Source organism: Streptomyces sp. NPDC058289 (assembly GCF_042880975.1).
GTDB lineage: Bacteria > Actinomycetota > Actinomycetes > Streptomycetales > Streptomycetaceae > Streptomyces > Streptomyces stoeckheimensis.
In genome coordinates this window covers 1-16,858 of record NZ_JBHVYI010000068.1, presented here as the reverse complement: position 1 = coordinate 16,858, position 16,858 = coordinate 1, and the positions used below count along the sequence as shown (strand labels likewise).

The following is a 16,858-nucleotide window of genomic DNA, read 5'->3' as shown; positions in this document are numbered from 1 at the left end:
CCTTGCGGAACAGACGACTCCTCGTGCACAGTGAGGTCGTGGTCAGTCGAAGCGCAGATTCCAGGAACAGACAACCGTCCCCTTCGGTCGATGCTGTGTCCCTGGCGATCATCGAGCAACTGCAAGAGGACGGTCGTCGTCCTTACGCGGCGATCGGCAAGGCCGTCGGCCTGTCCGAAGCAGCGGTGCGCCAGCGGGTACAGAAGCTGCTCGACCAGGGCGTCATGCAGATCGTCGCCGTCACCGACCCGCTCACCGTGGGGCTCCGGCGCCAGGCGATGGTCGGCATCAACGTCGAGGGAGACCTCGACCCGGTGGCCGACGCGCTGACCGCGATGGCCGAGTGCGAGTACGTGGTGATGACCGCGGGCTCGTTCGACCTGATGGTGGAAATCGTCTGCGAGGACGACGACCACCTGCTGGAAACGATCAACAAGAAGATCCGCGCGCTCCCCGGCGTGCGATCAACCGAAAGCTTCGTTTACCTGAAGCTGAAGAAGCAGACCTACATGTGGGGAACGCGATAGCCGTGAGCCAGGACCTCTCCAAGACCGCCTACGACCACCTGTGGATGCACTTCACCCGCATGTCGTCGTACGAGAACTCGCCCGTACCTACCATCGTCCGCGGCGAGGGCACCTACATCTTCGACGACAAGGGCAAGCGCTACCTGGACGGCCTCGCCGGACTGTTCGTGGTCAACGCCGGTCACGGCCGCAAGGAACTGGCCGAGGTCGCGTACAAGCAGGCCCAGGAACTCGCGTTCTTCCCCATCTGGTCGTACGCGCACCCCAAGGCCGTCGAGCTCGCCGAGCGCCTCGCGCACTACGCCCCGGGCGACCTGAACAAGGTCTTCTTCACCACCGGTGGCGGCGAGGCCGTCGAGACCGCCTGGAAGCTTGCCAAGCAGTACTTCAAGCTTCAGGGCAAGCACACCAAGTACAAGGTCATCTCGCGTGCGGTCGCCTACCACGGCACCCCGCAGGGCGCCCTGTCCATCACCGGCCTGCCGGCCCTCAAGGCCCCCTTCGAGCCGCTGGTCCCCGGCGCGCACAAGGTGGTCAACACCAACATCTACCGCGCCCCGATCTACGGCGACGACCCCGAGGCCTACGGCCGCTGGTGCGCCGACCAGATCGAGCAGGAGATCCTGTTCGAGGGCGCCGACACCGTCGCCGCCGTCTTCCTGGAGCCGGTGCAGAACGCCGGTGGCTGCTTCCCGCCGCCGCCCGGGTACTTCCAGCGGGTCCGCGAGATCTGCGACGAGTACGACGTGCTCCTCGTCTCCGACGAGACGATCTGCGCGTTCGGCCGTCTGGGCACGATGTTCGCCTGTGACAAGTTCGACTACATCCCGGACATGATCACCTGTGCGAAGGGCATGACCTCGGGCTACTCCCCGATCGGTGCCTGCATCATCTCGGACCGGCTCGCCGAGCCGTTCTACAAGGGTGACAACACCTTCCTGCACGGCTACACCTTCGGCGGACACCCGGTGTCCTCCGCGGTGGCGCTCGCCAACCTCGACATCTTCGACAAGGAAGGCCTCAACCAGCACGTGCTGGACAACGAGGACGCCTTCCGCTCGACGCTGGAGAAGCTGCACGACCTGCCGATCGTCGGCGACGTCCGCGGCAACGGCTACTTCTACGGCATCGAGCTCGTCAAGGACAAGGTCACCAAGGAGTCCTTCACGGACGAGGAGACCGAGCGCGTGCTCTACGGCTTCCTCTCCAAGGCGCTCTTCGAGAACGGCCTGTACTGCCGCGCCGACGACCGTGGCGACCCGGTCATCCAGCTGGCCCCGCCGCTGATCGCCGACCAGGGCACCTTCGACGAGATCGAAGGCATCCTGCGCCGCGTGCTCACCGAGGCCTGGACCAAGCTCTAACCAGCCCGCGTCCTCCCACCGTCCCGCAGGCGGCAAACTGCCGGACCACACGGCCCGGATCCTCCGTTCGAGTGAGAACGCGGGGGTCCGGGCCGTGTGCTGTCACCATCCAAGACGTTCATCTCTTTACATCTCATTGCGGCGCCAGTGACCAAGCGGGCTCCGCTTCGTTCCCCCGGACGGAGGTGTACGCCATGGTGGCTCCACGGGACGACGCTCCGCCGGACAACGCTCCGTCGGACACGATCCTGCCCCAGGACGATCTGCTCTGGGCACGGTCCCTTCACTACTCCCACAGCGGATCACCGGGCCTCATCGGGGTCTCGGTCGGCGTCCGCGCGGGAGAGATCCTCGCCGTGACCGGCCCCAGGGGCAGCGGCAAGACGACGCTGCTGCGCTGCCTGTCCGGACAGCTGCGGCCCGAACAGGGCGAGGTCTGGTTCAACAGCGTCCCCGTGCACACCATGGGGACCCTGGCCCGCGAGCGGCTGCGCCGCGACCGCTTCGGCTGGATCGGCCCCGAGCCGCGACTGCTGCCCGAGCTGCGGGTCTGGGAGAACGCCGCCCTGCCGCTGCTGATCGCGGGCGCCGGACACCGCACCGCCAAACGGGCCGCCTGCGAATGGCTCGACCGCCTCGACATCGGGGCCTTCGCCCGCAAGCACCCCGGCTCACTCAACCGGGCCGAGGCCCAGCGCGTCGCCCTCGCCCGCGCCCTCGCGCACCTGCCCGCCGTGGTCTTCGCCGACGAACCCACGGCCCCGCTGCACCGCGCCGAGCGCTCCCTGCTGCTGCGCACCCTCACCACGGCCGCCCGCTCCCACGGCATCACCGTGCTGCTGGCCACCCACGACGAGGAGACCGCAGCCGTCGCCGACCGGCGGTTCCCCCTGCTCGACGGCCGCCCGGCCGCCACGGCAGCCGCGGCCGGGCTCTCCCCGACCTCCTTCCCCCAGCCCCCGGAGGACCAGGCCGCGTGCTCGCTCTCCGCCTAGCCCGCGGCTCCCGGCCGCTGGTACAGCTGCGCCGGCTGCTCGTCGCCGCCGCCTCGGCCGGCAGCGGCTTCCTGCTGCTGTACGTGCTCGCCCAGGCCACCGCCCGGCCCGCCGGATCGTTCCCTCAGCTGCTGTGGGCCCTGGTCCCCCTCGCCGTCACCGTCCAGTTCGCCGTCGCCGTGGCCCGTACCGACCCCGCGACCCGGCCCCCGGAAGGACTGGACGCCGCCGGGCTGGGACCCGTACGGCTCACCCTGGTCGCGACGATCTCCACGGCCGTGGCCTGCGCCCTCGGCAGCGCCGTGGCCCTGGCCGTCTTCCTCCATCTGCGCGGGGACGTGACCGGGCTGCCCTTCGACGGCGCCGGGGCCGAGCTGCTCCACGCCGACCAGCCCCTGCCCGTGGCGGCCGCCCTCACCCTGTTGGCCCTGCTGCCGCTGGCCGCCTCGATCGCCACCGCCCTCGCCCTGCGCCCGCACCCCCGGCCCGCACCGCAGACCGCACTGCCCTGGGGCATCGCCCTCACCGCCTGCGGACTCGCCGTGCTGGCCTACTCCCGCCCCGGCGGAGCCGGCATGCCCGCGGGCTGGGCGCTGACCGCCCTCGGGCTCGCCCTCGCCGGACCGGGCCTGGCCTACGCCTGCGGGGCGCTGGTCCAGTCCGTCCGCCCGGGCGCGCTCAGGCTGCTGGCCGGGCGGGCCCTCCAGGAGGAGGCCCCCCGCCTGGGCGCACCCCTCGGTGTCCTGTGCGCCGTCGGGGCGGGCGCCCTCAGCGCCGTGGCCCTGCGCGATCACGGCGGGCTCCAAGTCCCGCTCGGCCCGCTGACCGCCCCCGCCGCCGCTTTGGTGGCCCTGTGCGCGGCCGCCACCCTGCTCACCTCCGCGGTCGAGGTCCACCAGGCCCGGGCCGCCGACCGCGAGACCCTGACCGGGCTCGGCGCCCCGGGCAAGGTCCTCCGTACGGCCGCGACCGTACGGGCCACCGCGCTGGTGGCGGTGTGCCTGCCGCTCAGCTGGGGTGTGTCACAGCTGACGTCGCTGGCATTGACCCGCTGAGGCGGGCAGCCCTTAGGGTGGGCCGAATGGTCAACCCCTACATCGAGTCCGATACCGAGATCGAGACCCTCGCCGAATTCGACCGGGTCGTGGCCCGCGGTTCGCTCAGCGGGTACCGGATCCAGTCGGTCAACCTGCTGGAGCGGACCTTCGCCCTGCTGTCCGCCGACACCTCGTCCGCGGTCTTCTTGGGCTGCGCGATGGAACCGGACGCCTCGGTCAAGGTGCGCGCGGACGGCGCCCTGGTCTTCCCGCCCGTCCCCGACCTGCCCTTCAACCCGTACCGGGGCCTGCTCTACACGGCCGAGGAGCTCTTCGCCGGGCTGTCAGCCGGCTACGAGGCCACCCCGGACGCCGAGGCTTACGCCTGGTTGCAGGAGACCAAAGCGGACGGGGACATCTACTCCTCGATGCTGCGGTCCATCCACGACGACGCCATCTCCGACGCCCTCGACGAGCACCTCGCCGGCGCCCGCGTGGTCGGTGTGATGGGCGGCCACGCCATGGCCCGCGGCGGCGACGCCTACCGGGGCGCGGCCGAACTCGGCCGGACCCTGACCCGCTCCGGGCTGACCGTGGCCACCGGCGGCGGCCCCGGCGCGATGGAGGCGGCCAACCTCGGCGCGTACCTCGCCCCGGCCCCCGACGAGGCCCTGCCCGAAGCCCTGCGGATGCTGGCCAAGGCCCCGTCCTTCACCCCGTCCGTCTCCGACTGGGCGCGCGCGGCCTTCGCCGTACGGGAACGCTGGCCGGCGGTCACGGGCGGCGACTCGGTGGGCATCCCGACCTGGTTTTACGGGCACGAGCCGCCGAACCCCTTCGCCGGGCACATCGCGAAGTACTTCGCGAACGCCACCCGGGAGGACGGGCTGCTCGCCCGGTCCAACGCGGGCGTGGTGTTCCTGCCGGGCGCGGCGGGCACGGTCCAGGAGATATTCGACAACGCGACGCCCAATTACTACGCGTCCCGGGGCGAGCCCACCCCGATGGTCCTCGTCGACCGCGCCCACTGGACCGAACGGCTGCCCGCCTGGCCGCTGCTCCAGGCGCTGGCCCTCGGCCGGGCGATGGAGTCCCGGATCGCCCTGGTCGACTCGGTGTCCGAGGTCCCGGCGGCCCTCGCCGCAATGAGCTGACCTCGACGACCTGACCCGGTCAGGCAACTTCTCTCGCCTTTTCCACGTCTGGAAGAGGTACGCACTACGTAAAACCTGCCAGACGTGAACGGAGCCCTCGGGTGCTCATAGGCCTGCTCACCGCCATCGCGGCGTCCATCTGCTACGGCACGGGATCCGTCCTGCAAGCCGTGGGCTCACGGCGGGCGGCCCGGATGTCGCCGGCCGCCGCGGGGGTCACCCAGCACGGCGGCCCGAACCTCACCTCCACGGCGAAGGCCGCGATGACCTGGGAGTTCATCGTCGGCACGATCCTGGACTTCGTGGGCTTCGGCCTGGGCGCCCTGGCCGCCCGGCTCCTGCCGCTCTTCCTCTCTCAGACCGTCATCAGCGCCAACCTGGTGATCACGGCCGTGCTGAGCGTGAAGATGCTCGGCATCCGGCTGACCCGGAAGGAATGGACCTCCATCGGGGTCGTCTGCGCGGCCCTGGTCCTGCTGGCGACGGCCGCGGGCCACGAGGGCGGCCACTACGCTCCGGCCGCCACGCACTGGTGGCTCCTTGCGGTGACCGTGCTGATCATCGTGGGCGGCACGGTGGCGGTACGTTTCCTCGGCGCCCGGGCCGCGATCCTGGCGGGCCTGCTGTCGGGTCTGGCGTTCGGCGCGCTGGGCGTCGGGGTCCGCATCCTGAACGGCGTGGAGCCGTTCTCGCTCCCCTCCCTCCTCTCCGACCCGGCCCTGTACGCCATCGTCCTGGCGGGGGTCGGCGGCATGTACCTGCACACCGTGGCGCTCCAGATCGGCTCGGTGAACGGCGCCACCGCCGCCCTGGTGGTCGGTGAAACCGTGCTCCCCGGAGCGATCGGCGTGCTCTGGCTGGGCGACGCGTCCCGCCCCGGCATGGCCTGGCTGGCAGTCCTCGGCTTCGTCCTGGCGGTGACCGGCGCGGTCGCAGTCGCCTGGTACGGCAACCACGAGGGCACGGAGACCCAGTCTCCCGACCCGGAGCCCGACAAATCCAGCCTCGCCGGCGTTTGAGGGCGCAGCGGGGACTCGGCCCCGCGCAGCGGCAAAGGGCGCAGCGGCCCTACTCCCCCGCCAGCACGACCACCTCGGCCGGGGCGAACGTCACCGCAACCCGGTCCCCGACCGCCGGCGCCCCGGCCAAGTCACACTCCGCCTCCAACACCGGCCCCACCCCAGGCCGCAGCAGCAGCGCGACATGCGTCCCCCGAAAGGTCCGCGACACCACCTCGCACCCCAGCCCCCCCTCGGGTGACAGCACGACCCCCGCAGGCCGGATCAGCACCCGATGATCCCCCTCCGGTGACCCGGCCGGAACCGGAACCTTGCCCCACGGGGTCACGGCCACTCCGGCCGAAAGCGCAGCAGGCACCACGTTCTCGAAGCCCAGGAACCGCGCGACGAACTCCGACGCCGGCCGCTGCCACACCTCCAGCGGGGTCCCCGCCTGCGCGATCCGCCCGTCCCGCATGACGACCACCCGGTCGGCCAGCGCGAACGCCTCGCCCTGGTCGTGCGTGACGGCCAGCACGGTCGTGCCGAGCCGCGAGAACAGCCCCTGCAGCTCCACCACGAGCCGCTCCCGCAGCCCGCGGTCCAGCTGCCCGAGCGGCTCGTCCAGCATCAGCAGCCGCGGCGAAGGCGCGAGCGCCCGCGCCAGCGCGACCCGCTGCTGCTCGCCGCCGGACAGCGAGGCCACCGCCCGGCCCTGCGCCCCGGGGAGCCCGACCAGCTCCAGGAGCTCGGTGACCCGGACCTCGGAGGACTGCTTCGAAGCACCCCGCATCCGCAGGCCGAAGGCGACGTTCCCGCCCACGTCCCGGTGCGGAAACAGCTGGTGGTCCTGGAACATCAGGCCCACCCCCCGCCGGTGTACGGGCACTGCGGCCTGGTCGGCGCCGCCCAGCAGCACCCTCCCGCCGGCGACGGGTTGGAGCCCGGCCACCACCCGGAGCAGGGTGGACTTGCCGCTCCCGCTCGGCCCGAGCACGCACACGATCTCGTGCTCGGCGACGGCCAGGTCCACGGCGTCCACGACCGCGCGCTCACCGAAGCGGACCGACACCCCTTCCAGCTGAAGCAGGGTCATCAGAATTCTCCGGAGGTCTTGTCGGGTCGCAGTCGCTCCAGCGCCAGCAGGGACACCGCGCACACCAGCATCAGGATCGTGCTCAGGGCCATCGCCTGCCCGTAGTTCATCTCCCCGGCCCGGCCCAGCAGCCGCGCCACGGCGACCGGCAGCGTCGGATGGTCGGGCCGCGCGATGAAGACGGTCGCCCCGAACTCCCCGAGGGACACGGCGAAGGCGAAGCCCGCCGCGATCAGCAGGGCCCGCCGCACCATCGGCAGGTCCACCTCCCGCCAGGCCCGCAGCGGTGAGGCGCCGAGCACGGCGGCGGCCTCCCGCAGCCGCCCGTCCACCGCGCGCAGCACCGGCAGCATGGTCCGTACGACGAAGGGAACGCCCACCAGCGCCTGCGCCAGCGGCACCAGGATCCACGAGGTCCGCAGGTCCAGCGGCGGCTTGTCGAGGGTGATGAGGAAGCCGAAGCCGACGGTCACGGCCGACACCCCCAGCGGGAGCATCAGCAGCGCGTCGAAGCCCCGTACGAAGCGGCCCGCGCGCCGGGTCAGCGCCGCGGCCGCGAGCCCGCCGACGACCAGCGCGATGGCGGTGGCGGCGAGCGCGTACTGCAGGGAGTTCCAGATCGCCTCCAGCGGCGGCACCAGGAAGGTACCGCCGCCGGCGCCGACTTCCTGGAGCGCCCGGTAGAAGCCGAACCCGTACCCGCCGGGGGCGTCGAGCGAACGTTCGACGAGCACGGCGAGCGGCGCCACGATCAGGAGCGCCACCGTGAGCAGCACCCCGCCGAGCAGGGTGCGCTGGGCCCCGCCGCGCGGCCGGTGCGTGGTCCGCCCCGGGTCCACCAGCCGCAGTGCGGTCTCCCGCTTGCGCACGGTCCAGGCGTGCACGCCGAGGATCGCTCCGATGGCCGCGAACTGCACCATCGTCAGCACGGCGGCCGTCGGCAGGTCCAGGAGCTGCGCGGTCTGCCGGTAGACCTCCACCTCCAGGGTGGAGTACGCGGGCCCGCCCAGGATCTGCACGACGCCGAAGGAGGAGAACGTGAACAGGAACACCATTAGCGAGGCGGCCGCGACGGCCGGGCCCAGCGCGGGCAGCGTCACGCGCCGCCAGGCGGCGAACCGCCCGGCGCCCAACACCCGGGCGGCCTCCTCCTGGCGCGGGTCCAGCTGCGCCCACAGCCCGCCGACCGTGCGGATGACGACGGCGTAGTTGAAGAAGACGTGCGCGAGCAGGATCGCCCAGACGGTCGTGTCGAGGCGGATCCCCCACACCTCGTCCAGCAGACCGTTCCGCCCGACGAGCGCGAGGAACGCGGTGCCGACCACGACGGTCGGCAGCACGAACGGCACCGTCACGAGCGCCCGCAGCAGCTGTTTGCCGGGGAACTCGAAGCGCGCGAAGACGTACGCGCCGGGGAGCGCGATCAGGAGCGTGAGCGCCGTGGACGCGAGCGCCTGCCAGGTGGTGAACCAGAGCACGTCGCCGATGTCGGGCCGGGCCAGCACCTCGCCGATCCGGCCGAACTGCCAGCCGTCGTCCGTCTTGAGCCCGCGCCCGACGATCGCGGCGACGGGGTACGCGAAGAACAGCCCGAAGAAGACGAGCGGCACGGCCATCAGACCGAGCCTGACGGCCGTGGCCCGCCCGCTCTCCTTCGGAACCCTGCTCACTCGTCCTACTTCACGACGAGGGCGGACCAAGCCTTGACCCACTGGTCACGGTTCTTGGCGATGGCCTCCGGGGCGACCGTCTCGGGCTTCTCGATGACCACGCCGTGCTTGGTGAACAGCTCCGGCAGCGCCGCGTCCTTGGCCACCGGGTTCACGAACATCTGGAGCGGCATGTCCTCCTGGAACTTCTTGGAGATCAGGAAGTCCAGGAGCGCCTTGCCGCCCTCCTCGTTCTTCGCCCCCTTGAGCAGACCCGCGAACTCGGTCTGCCGGAAGCACGTGCCCGTCGCGACGCCCGTCGGGGCCTCGGCCGGCTGCGGCTCGCCGTAGAGGACCTCGACCGGCGGGCTGGAGGCGTAGGAGACGACCAGCGGGCGGTCGCCCTTGGCCTTCTTGCCGCCGGCCGAGCCGGAGAAGCGCTCGTTGTAGGCCTGCTCCCAGCCGTCGACGACCTCGACGCCGTTCGCCTTGAGCTTGCTCCAGTAGTCCTTCCAGCCCGCGTCCCCGTACTTGCCGACGGAGGCGAGGAGGAAGCCGAGGCCGGGCGAGGAGGTCGCGGCGTTCTCGGTGACCAGCAGGTTCTTGTACTCCGGCTTGATCAGGTCGTCCAGCGTCTGCGGCGGGGCGAGCTTCTTGTCGGCGAAGTAGGCCTTGTCGTAGTTCACGCAGATGTCGCCGGAGTCCACGGGGGTGACCCGGTGCTCCTTGTCGAGCACGAACTCGGGCTTCACGCCGGCCAGCCCCTTGGCCTCGTACGGCGTGAAGATGCCGTTGTCGAGGGCACGGGAGAGGAGCGTGTTGTCCACGCCGAAGAACACGTCGCCGCGCGGGGATCCCTTGGTGAGGATCTCCTGGTTCAGCGCCGCGCCCGCGTCACCGGACTTCAGGACCTTGACGGTGTAGCCGCTCTGCTGCTCGAACTCCTTGAGGACCGAGTCGGTCACGTTGAAGGAGTCGTGCGAGACGAGGGTGATCGTCTTGGACTTCGGGGCGTCGCTCGCCCCGGCGGACTTGTCCTTGGCGTCGCCGCCGCCGCATGCGCTGAGCGTGGTGACGCCGAGCGCGGCAGCGAGCGCGACACCCGCCATCTTCTTGGTGGTGCTCATTGGTGCATTCCTCCTGGGATGTCCAGGAGAAGACGCGGCCCTGCCCGGCGCTCTGTGGAGCGGACGCCGGGCAGGGCGCAACAGCTTGAGTGATGACCGAACTTCCTACCCCGAATGACCGGGGCGAGGTTCAGAGGGTCTGCGGTGACGGATACCGCACTCTCAGCGCTGTGGCGCTCCCCTGTCGGAATATGAAATTGGTTTCGGCCACAGGGTACCCCGCGGCCGAAAGCACACCTCAACCGGCGAAAATCAGCGCTCCGAGGCGGCGAGCTGGCCGCACGCGCCGTCGATCTCCTGACCGCGGGTGTCGCGGACGGTCACCGGCACGCCGTGGCGGGCGATGGCGTCCACGAAGGCCTTCTCGTCCTCGGGCCGCGAGGCGGTCCACTTCGAGCCCGGAGTCGGGTTCAGCGGGATCAGGTTGACGTGCACGCGCTTGCCCTTGAGCAGCTTGCCGAGCAGGTCACCGCGCCAGGCCTGGTCGTTGATGTCGCGGATCAGGGCGTACTCGATGGAGATCCGGCGGCCGGACTTCTCCGCGTACTCCCAGGCCGCGCCGAGCACCTCGCGGACGTTCCAGCGGGTGTTCACGGGGACCAGGGTGTCGCGCAGCTCGTCGTCCGGGGCGTGCAGGGAGACGGCCAGGCGGCACTTGAAGCCCTCGTCGGCGAAGCGGAGCATCGCCGGGACCAGGCCCACGGTGGAGACGGTGATACCGCGCTGGGACAGGCCCAGGCCGTCGGGCTCCGGGTCGGTGAGGCGGCGGATGGCGCCGACGACGCGGTTGTAGTTGGCGAGCGGCTCGCCCATGCCCATGAAGACGATGTTCGACAGCCGGGCGGGCCCGCCGGGGACCTCGCCGTCGCGCAGGGCGCGCATGCCGTCGACGATCTGGTGCACGATCTCGGCCGTCGACAGGTTCCGGTCGAGACCGGCCTGGCCGGTGGCGCAGAACGGGCAGTTCATGCCGCAGCCGGCCTGCGAGGAGATGCACATGGTGACCCGGTCCGGGTAGCGCATCAGCACGGACTCGACGAGCGTGCCGTCGTGCAGCTTCCACAGGGTCTTGCGGGTGGTGTCGTCATCGCAGGAGATGTGGCGGATGACGTTCATCAGGTCCGGCAGCAGCTCCTGCTGGAGCTTCTCGCGGGACCCGGCGGGGATGTCGGTCCACTCGGCCGGGTCGTGGGCGTACCGGGCGAAGTAGTGCTGGGAGAGCTGCTTGGCCCGGAAGGGCTTCTCACCGATCGCGGCGACCGCCTCCCGGCGCTCCTCGGGGGTGAGGTCGGCGAGGTGCCGGGGCGGCTTCTTCGCTCCGCGAGGGGCGACGAAAGTGAGCTCTCCCGGGACAGGGCGGGCCATGGCAGGTACTCCTTGTAAGACGAAAGGCGCGCCGCAGAAGCAGCGCGCCTTCCAAGAGTAACCGCCCCGCCTGTACGGGCGCCTTTTCGCAGGTCAGCCGGTGCCGACGAACAGCGCCAGCAGCAGCCAGACCACCGGGGCCGTCGGAAGCAGGGAGTCCAGCCGGTCCATGATGCCGCCGTGACCCGGCAGCAGGGTGCCCATGTCCTTGATCCCGAGATCCCGCTTGATCATGGATTCCCCGAGGTCACCGAGCGTGGCGCTGACCGCGACGGCGAGGCCGAGCACGAGGCCCTGCCACCAGACGCCACCGTCGATCAGGAATTCCATGCACAGCGCGCCGGCCGCCATCGCGAAGGCCACCGCTCCGAGGAGCCCCTCGCGGGTCTTTCCGGGGCTGATGCGCGGGGCGAGCTTGGTCTTGCCGAAGCGCCACCCCACCGCGTAGGCGCCGGTGTCGCTGACCACGGTCAGGAGCAGGAAGGTGATCACCCGCTGCGGTCCGTCGTCGGCGGTGAGCAGCATCGCGACGAAGGTGGCCAGGAACGGTACGTAGAACGCCGCGAAGGCACCCGCCGTGACGTCCTTGAGGTAGTCCTCGGGCGGCTCGGTCATCCGCCAGACGAGGACGGCCAGCACCGTGAGCGCCATGGCCACCCAAGCACCCTCGGCACCGCGGACGTATCCGGCGATGACCATGGCCGCGCCGCCGATGGCGAGCGGGACCAGCGGGGCCTTGATGCCCTTCTTCTCCTGGAGCCGGGAGGTGAGCTCCCACAGGCCGACGACGACCGCCACGACGACGACGCCGACGAAGACCGCCTTGACGATGAGCAGCGAGGCGAAGATCACCGCGCCGAGACCCACTCCGACCCCTATGGCGGCACGCAGGTCCCGCCCGGCGCGCTTCTTCTGAGGCGGGGGCGAGGCGTCCTGCGGTGCCGGCGAAGGCGGGGTCGGCGGGGGGCTGGGCATGGGCTCCTGCGGCGGCGTCTCGGCGCGGAAAAGGGAGCCGCCGTCAGCGGCGGCCCCCCGATCGCGTGCATCCCGGTCGTCGAAGTCACGGCCGGCGGCATCGGGCACGATGGGCATGGGCCGAGTGTGCGGGCCCACCAGCGCATCGTAGGCGGGACCCGCCGGAACCGGCTCCGGCTGCCAGGAAGTGTCGTTCATCAGACTTCGAGGAGCTCGGCTTCCTTGTGCTTCAGGAGCTCGTCCACCTGCGCGACGTACTTCGCGGTGGTGTCGTCGAGCTCCTTCTCGGCGCGGCGCACCTCGTCCTCGCCGGCTTCCTTGTCCTTGACGAGCTTGTCGAGGGCGTCCTTCGCCTTGCGGCGAATGGCGCGGATCGACACCTTGGAGTCCTCGGCCTTGGTGCGCGCGACCTTGATGTACTCCTTGCGGCGGTCCTGCGTCAGCTCGGGGAAGGTCACCCGGATGATGCTGCCGTCGTTGCTGGGGTTGACGCCCAGGTCGGAGTCGCGGATGGCCGTCTCGATGTTGCGCAGGGCGCTCTTGTCGAACGGGGTCACGATCGCCATGCGCGGCTCGGGGACCGAGAAGGAGGCGAGCTGGTTGATGGGCGTGATGGCGCCGTAGTACTCCGCCACGATCTTGTTGAACATCGCCGGGTGCGCACGACCGGTGCGAATCGCGGCGAAGTCTTCCTTGGCGACGACGACGGCCTTTTCCATCTTCTCCTCGGCCTCGAGGAGGATCTCTTCGGTCACCACGTGCTCCTGCATGTCAGAAATGGATGGTTCAGGCGGACGGGGCCTGCTCAGGCCCGGGTGCCCTGGTCGCTCACGAGCGTGCCGATCTTCTCACCCTTGACGGCTCGCGCGATATTGCCCTCGGCGAGCATCTCGAAGACCAGGATCGGCAGCTTGTTGTCGCGGCACAGCGTGATGGCCGTGGCATCGGCGACCTTGAGGTCGCGCGACAGCACCTCGCTGTACTCCAGCGCGTCGAACTTCACCGCGTCCGGGTTCTTCTTGGGGTCGGAGTCGTAGACCCCGTCGACGCCGTTCTTGCCCATGAGAAGGGCTTCCGCGTCGATTTCCAGGGCGCGCTGGGCGGCCGTGGTGTCGGTGGAGAAGTAGGGCATGCCCATGCCGGCGCCGAAGATGACGACGCGGCCCTTCTCCAGGTGTCGCACGGCGCGGAGCGGGATGTACGGCTCGGCGACCTGGCCCATGGTGATGGCCGTCTGGACGCGGGAGTCGATGCCTTCCTTCTCCAGGAAGTCCTGGAGGGCAAGGCAGTTCATGACCGTGCCGAGCATGCCCATGTAGTCGGACCGGGCCCGGTCCATGCCGCGCTGCTGGAGTTCGGCGCCGCGGAAGAAGTTGCCGCCGCCGATCACCACGGCGATCTCCGCGCCGTCGCGGACCACCGCGGCGATCTCGCGGGCGATGGCGTGGACTACGTCGGGGTCGACGCCCAGTCCTCCGCCACCGGAGAAGGCCTCGCCCGACAGCTTCAGCATGAAGCGGCGGCCCTTCTTGTCCTGGTCGCTCTTGTCGTCGGAAGCGGTGTGGGTGTCCACGCCCTGATTCATGGAGATCTCCTCGTGCACATACGAAGAAGGCCATTGCCGGTGGGTCCTCGCGGTTCCCTCTACGGCAATGGCCTCCTCGTCAGATCTGCGGTCGCCCTGCGCGAACGCGGGCGACTGCTTCAGACCCTACCGGGGTCCGGTGTCCGTCGCGTACGGACGGACTCAGATGCCGACCTTGATGCGCGAGAAGCGCACCAGGGTGACACCGGCCTCGTCCAGAACCTTCTGGACGGACTTCTTGTTGTCCAGGGCGTAGTCCTGGCCGAGCAGCGTGTTGTCGCGGAAGAAGCCGTTGACACGACCCTCGACGATCTTCGGCAGCGCGGCTTCGGGCTTGCCCTCGGCGCGGGTGACCTCTTCGGCCACACGACGCTCGGACTCGACCACGTCGGCCGGCACGTCTTCCTTGGAGAGCCACTTCGGCGCGAACGCGGCGATGTGCTGCGCGACGCCGCGGGCGACCTCGGCGTTCTCCTTGTCCAGCTCGACGAGGACGCCGATCTGGAACGGCAGGTCGGGCATGGTGCGGTGCATGTACGCCGAGACGTAACCGCCGGTGAACTGCGCGAAGCGGTCCAGGACGATCTTCTCGCCGAGGTTGGCGTTGGCCTCGTCCACGAACGCCTGCACGGTCTTGCCGGGCTCGATCTCGGACGCGAGCAGCGCCTCGACGTCGGCCGGAGAGGTCGCGGCGATGTGGGCGGCCAGCTGGTTGGTGACGGCCTGGAACTTCTCGCCCTTGGCGACGAAGTCCGTCTCGCACTTCAGCTCGACGATGACACCGGAGGTGTTGTCGTCGGCGATGACCGAGGCGACGGCACCGTTCTCGGCAGAACGGCCTTCGCGCTTGGCGACGCCCTTCTGACCCTTGATGCGGAGGGCCTCGATGGCCTTGTCGACGTCACCGTCGGACTCGACCAGCGCGTTCTTGCAGTCCATCATGCCGACGCCGGTGAGCTCGCGGAGCTTCTTGACGTCAGCGGCGGTGTAGTTCGCCATGAGTCTGGGATTCTCTCTCGAAGTCGTAGATCTACGGGTGAACGGCGGAGGAGACGCGCTCGTGGCGCGGCTCCCCCGCCGTCATCGTCCGTGCTGCGAGTGCCCGGCGCATGAACGCCGGGCGCTCTCAGTGGGTCAGGCCTGCTCGGCGTCGGCGGCCGGAGCCTCGACGACGGCCTCGGCGACGACCTCGGCCTCGGCCTCGGCGGCCGGAGCAGCCTCAGCTTCGACGGCGGGGGCCTCGACAGCGGCCTCGGCCGGAGCGGCCTCAGCGTCGTCGGCCTTCTTCTCGCCCTCGAGCAGGTCGCGCTCCCACTCGGCGAGCGGCTCGGCGGCGGCCTTCTCGCCCGGCTTCGAGTCGCCAGTGGCGGCACCGGAACGGGCGATGAGGCCCTCGGCGACGGCGTCGGCGATCACGCGGGTGAGCAGGGTGACGGAGCGGATCGCGTCGTCGTTGCCCGGGATCTTGTAGTCGACCTCGTCGGGGTCGCAGTTGGTGTCGAGGATCGCGACGACCGGGATGTGGAGCTTGCGCGCCTCACCGACGGCGATGTGCTCCTTCTTCGTGTCGACGATCCAGACGGCGCTGGGGACCTTCGACATCTCGCGGATACCACCGAGGGTCTTCTCCAGCTTGATCTTCTCGCGAGAGAGGACCAGGAGCTCCTTCTTGGTGAGACCCGAGGCGGCGACGTCCTCGAAGTCGATCGCCTCAAGCTCCTTCAGACGCTGAAGGCGCTTGTAGACGGTGGAGAAGTTGGTGAGCATGCCACCCAGCCACCGCTGGTTGACGTAGGGCATACCAACGCGCGTCGCCTGCTCGGCGATGGCCTCCTGGGCCTGCTTCTTGGTACCGACGAACATGATGGAACCGCCGTGGGCGACGGTCTCCTTCACGAACTCGTAGGCGCGGTCGATGTACGACAGCGACTGCAGCAGGTCGATGATGTAGATGCCGTTGCGCTCCGTGAAGATGAAGCGCTTCATCTTCGGGTTCCAACGGCGGGTCTGGTGACCGAAGTGGACGCCGCTTTCCAGCAGCTCCCGCATCGTTACGACGGCCATGGCCATCTCCTTGTTTTCTCGGTTTGGTTCCTGACGCCCCTGTCGCGCCCTGCCCCCGTAGAGGGGACCGAGAGACGCTGTCACCTGGCCCTGAGGGGCCGGTGCTGGGGCGTGCGAAGTCGACCCGGTGACCCGGATCGCCACAAGAAGTGTACGGGACCCGGTGGTATGCCGGATGACGCGGTTGTCCACAGCTCCCCGCCCGTCCACAGGCCCGGCGGGACCGGTCCCGGGGGCGGAACCCTGACCCCCATGACAAAGCTGCTGCTCACCCTGCTCCTGCCCCTGAGCCTCGCTCTGGGCCTCGCCCCGGGCCCGCCGCGCGCTCCGGACGTCACGGGGGTCACGGGCGGGCGCCCGCTCCCCTCACCACTGACGGTGGTCCGCTGGTGGGACCCGCCCCCGACCCCGTACGCGGCGGGCCACCGCGGGGTGGACCTGGCGGCCCCGGTGGGCGCGGAGGTCCGCGCGCTCGGTCCGGGCCGCGTCCACTTCGCCGGCCAGGTCGCGGGCCGCGGGGTCCTCTCGCTGACCCTGCCGAACGGGCTGCGCACGACGTACGAGCCGGTCCGCCCCCTGGTGGCGGAGGGTGCCGAGGTCACGGCGGGCCAGGTGGTGGCCCTCCTCACGGACGGCCCGCACTGCCCCCGCCCCTGCCTCCACTGGGGCCTCCTCCACGAGGAGACCTACCTCAACCCCCTGACCCTCCTCCCCCACCCAACCCCCCGCCTGCTCCCCCTACTCAGCCGCCCGACACCCAAGACCCGGGTCCTGCCTTTCCAGCCGTCCGGCGCCTGAGGCCTACTTTCAGCCGTCCAGCGCCCGAGGCCCGGGGCCTGCCTTTCAGCCGTCCGGCGTTTGAGGACCGGGGTCTGGGGCGCAGCCCCGGGGGGTGGGGGGGGTGGGGGGGGGCCGGGATCGT

The 16,858-nt window shown here is 70.5% G+C and carries 16 protein-coding genes and 1 riboswitch; of the genes, 7 read left to right on the top strand and 9 right to left on the bottom strand.

What is annotated here, in order from left to right; all coding sequences use genetic code 11:
• Positions 1 to 23 precede the first annotated feature (23 nt).
• The 6 genes from ACFVX6_RS28995 to ACFVX6_RS28970 all read left to right on the top strand — a co-directional run bounded on the left by ACFVX6_RS28995 (position 24) and on the right by ACFVX6_RS28970 (position 6,096).
• On the top strand, positions 24 to 527 hold the full coding sequence (locus tag ACFVX6_RS28995; protein WP_073910973.1) for an Lrp/AsnC family transcriptional regulator: 504 nt from the start codon (positions 24 to 26) through the stop codon (positions 525 to 527).
• The gene (locus tag ACFVX6_RS28990; RefSeq protein ID WP_274549774.1) at positions 512 to 1,891 is read left to right on the top strand and encodes an aspartate aminotransferase family protein; all 1,380 of its coding nucleotides are present in this window, start codon (positions 512 to 514) and stop codon (positions 1,889 to 1,891) included. Before ACFVX6_RS28995 ends, ACFVX6_RS28990 begins: the two co-directional genes overlap by 16 nt.
• Positions 1,892 to 2,085: 194 nt before the next feature.
• Positions 2,086 to 2,886 carry an ABC transporter ATP-binding protein gene (locus tag ACFVX6_RS28985; protein ID WP_389696360.1) on the top strand — a complete coding sequence of 267 codons (801 nt, stop codon included), beginning with the start codon at positions 2,086 to 2,088 and terminating at the stop codon, positions 2,884 to 2,886.
• Positions 2,868 to 3,941, top strand: a complete 1,074-nt coding sequence (locus ACFVX6_RS28980; protein WP_389696358.1) for a hypothetical protein — start codon at positions 2,868 to 2,870, stop codon at positions 3,939 to 3,941. The genes ACFVX6_RS28985 and ACFVX6_RS28980 overlap by 19 nt, the downstream gene beginning before the upstream one ends.
• Before the next feature lie 26 nt (positions 3,942 to 3,967).
• Positions 3,968 to 5,077 carry an LOG family protein gene (locus ACFVX6_RS28975; RefSeq protein ID WP_389696356.1) on the top strand — a complete coding sequence of 370 codons (1,110 nt, stop codon included), beginning with the start codon at positions 3,968 to 3,970 and terminating at the stop codon, positions 5,075 to 5,077.
• 101 nt (positions 5,078 to 5,178) lie between these two features.
• The gene (locus ACFVX6_RS28970; protein WP_389696354.1) at positions 5,179 to 6,096 is read left to right on the top strand and encodes a hypothetical protein; all 918 of its coding nucleotides are present in this window, start codon (positions 5,179 to 5,181) and stop codon (positions 6,094 to 6,096) included.
• Between the two features lie 49 nt (positions 6,097 to 6,145).
• On the opposite strand, the gene ACFVX6_RS28965 is transcribed toward ACFVX6_RS28970, so the two are convergent.
• The 9 genes from ACFVX6_RS28965 to rpsB all read right to left on the bottom strand — a co-directional run bounded on the left by ACFVX6_RS28965 (position 6,146) and on the right by rpsB (position 15,936).
• A complete protein-coding gene (locus ACFVX6_RS28965; protein WP_389696352.1) occupies positions 6,146 to 7,171 on the bottom strand; it encodes an ABC transporter ATP-binding protein in 1,026 nt (341 codons plus the stop codon).
• Entirely contained in the window at positions 7,171 to 8,787 is a 1,617-nt protein-coding gene (locus ACFVX6_RS28960; RefSeq protein WP_389696409.1) for an ABC transporter permease, read from the bottom strand. Before ACFVX6_RS28960 ends, ACFVX6_RS28965 begins: the two co-directional genes overlap by 1 nt.
• Before the next feature lie 59 nt (positions 8,788 to 8,846).
• Positions 8,847 to 9,947 (bottom strand): thiamine ABC transporter substrate binding subunit, encoded by a 1,101-nt coding sequence (locus tag ACFVX6_RS28955; RefSeq protein WP_389696350.1) that lies wholly within the window; start codon positions 9,945 to 9,947, stop codon positions 8,847 to 8,849.
• Between the two features lie 84 nt (positions 9,948 to 10,031).
• Positions 10,032 to 10,140, bottom strand: a riboswitch (TPP riboswitch).
• Positions 10,141 to 10,199: 59 nt separating this feature from the next.
• Positions 10,200 to 11,312, bottom strand: coding sequence for a 23S rRNA (adenine(2503)-C(2))-methyltransferase RlmN (gene rlmN, locus ACFVX6_RS28950; RefSeq protein WP_389696349.1), 1,113 nt, complete (start codon positions 11,310 to 11,312; stop codon positions 10,200 to 10,202).
• Positions 11,313 to 11,405: 93 nt separating this feature from the next.
• Complete coding sequence (locus tag ACFVX6_RS28945) at positions 11,406 to 12,485, bottom strand: phosphatidate cytidylyltransferase (protein WP_389696347.1); 1,080 nt, start codon at positions 12,483 to 12,485, stop codon at positions 11,406 to 11,408.
• On the bottom strand, positions 12,485 to 13,042 hold the full coding sequence (frr, locus tag ACFVX6_RS28940) for a ribosome recycling factor (RefSeq protein ID WP_112453867.1): 558 nt from the start codon (positions 13,040 to 13,042) through the stop codon (positions 12,485 to 12,487). Before frr ends, ACFVX6_RS28945 begins: the two co-directional genes overlap by 1 nt.
• Positions 13,043 to 13,092: 50 nt before the next feature.
• The gene (gene pyrH / locus ACFVX6_RS28935; RefSeq protein WP_389696345.1) at positions 13,093 to 13,872 is read right to left on the bottom strand and encodes a UMP kinase; all 780 of its coding nucleotides are present in this window, start codon (positions 13,870 to 13,872) and stop codon (positions 13,093 to 13,095) included.
• Between the two features lie 162 nt (positions 13,873 to 14,034).
• Positions 14,035 to 14,871, bottom strand: coding sequence for a translation elongation factor Ts (tsf, locus tag ACFVX6_RS28930; protein ID WP_389696343.1), 837 nt, complete (start codon positions 14,869 to 14,871; stop codon positions 14,035 to 14,037).
• A 135-nt stretch (positions 14,872 to 15,006) separates the two neighbouring features.
• On the bottom strand, positions 15,007 to 15,936 hold the full coding sequence (rpsB, locus tag ACFVX6_RS28925; protein WP_389696341.1) for a 30S ribosomal protein S2: 930 nt from the start codon (positions 15,934 to 15,936) through the stop codon (positions 15,007 to 15,009).
• 252 nt (positions 15,937 to 16,188) lie between these two features.
• On the opposite strand from rpsB, the gene ACFVX6_RS28920 reads away from it, so the two are divergent.
• Positions 16,189 to 16,734, top strand: coding sequence for a M23 family metallopeptidase (locus ACFVX6_RS28920; RefSeq protein WP_389696339.1), 546 nt, complete (start codon positions 16,189 to 16,191; stop codon positions 16,732 to 16,734).
• Positions 16,735 to 16,858: the final 124 nt, after the last annotated feature.

Excerpts from the sequence above, each read along its gene's own strand:
- tsf (WP_389696343.1), bottom strand. The coding sequence starts at position 14,871 with ATGGCGAACTACACCGCCGCTGACGTCAAGAAGCTCCGCGAGCTCACC.
- rlmN (WP_389696349.1), bottom strand. The coding sequence starts at position 11,312 with ATGGCCCGCCCTGTCCCGGGAGAGCTCACTTTCGTCGCCCCTCGCGGA.
- rpsB (WP_389696341.1), bottom strand. The coding sequence starts at position 15,936 with ATGGCCGTCGTAACGATGCGGGAGCTGCTGGAAAGCGGCGTCCACTTC.
- ACFVX6_RS28920 (WP_389696339.1), top strand. The coding sequence starts at position 16,189 with ATGACAAAGCTGCTGCTCACCCTGCTCCTGCCCCTGAGCCTCGCTCTG.
- ACFVX6_RS28955 (WP_389696350.1), bottom strand. The coding sequence starts at position 9,947 with ATGAGCACCACCAAGAAGATGGCGGGTGTCGCGCTCGCTGCCGCGCTC.
- ACFVX6_RS28985 (WP_389696360.1), top strand. The coding sequence starts at position 2,086 with ATGGTGGCTCCACGGGACGACGCTCCGCCGGACAACGCTCCGTCGGAC.
- ACFVX6_RS28975 (WP_389696356.1), top strand. The coding sequence starts at position 3,968 with ATGGTCAACCCCTACATCGAGTCCGATACCGAGATCGAGACCCTCGCC.
- ACFVX6_RS28965 (WP_389696352.1), bottom strand. The coding sequence starts at position 7,171 with ATGACCCTGCTTCAGCTGGAAGGGGTGTCGGTCCGCTTCGGTGAGCGC.
- ACFVX6_RS28945 (WP_389696347.1), bottom strand. The coding sequence starts at position 12,485 with ATGAACGACACTTCCTGGCAGCCGGAGCCGGTTCCGGCGGGTCCCGCC.
- pyrH (WP_389696345.1), bottom strand. The coding sequence starts at position 13,872 with ATGAATCAGGGCGTGGACACCCACACCGCTTCCGACGACAAGAGCGAC.
- ACFVX6_RS28960 (WP_389696409.1), bottom strand. The coding sequence starts at position 8,787 with ATGGCCGTGCCGCTCGTCTTCTTCGGGCTGTTCTTCGCGTACCCCGTC.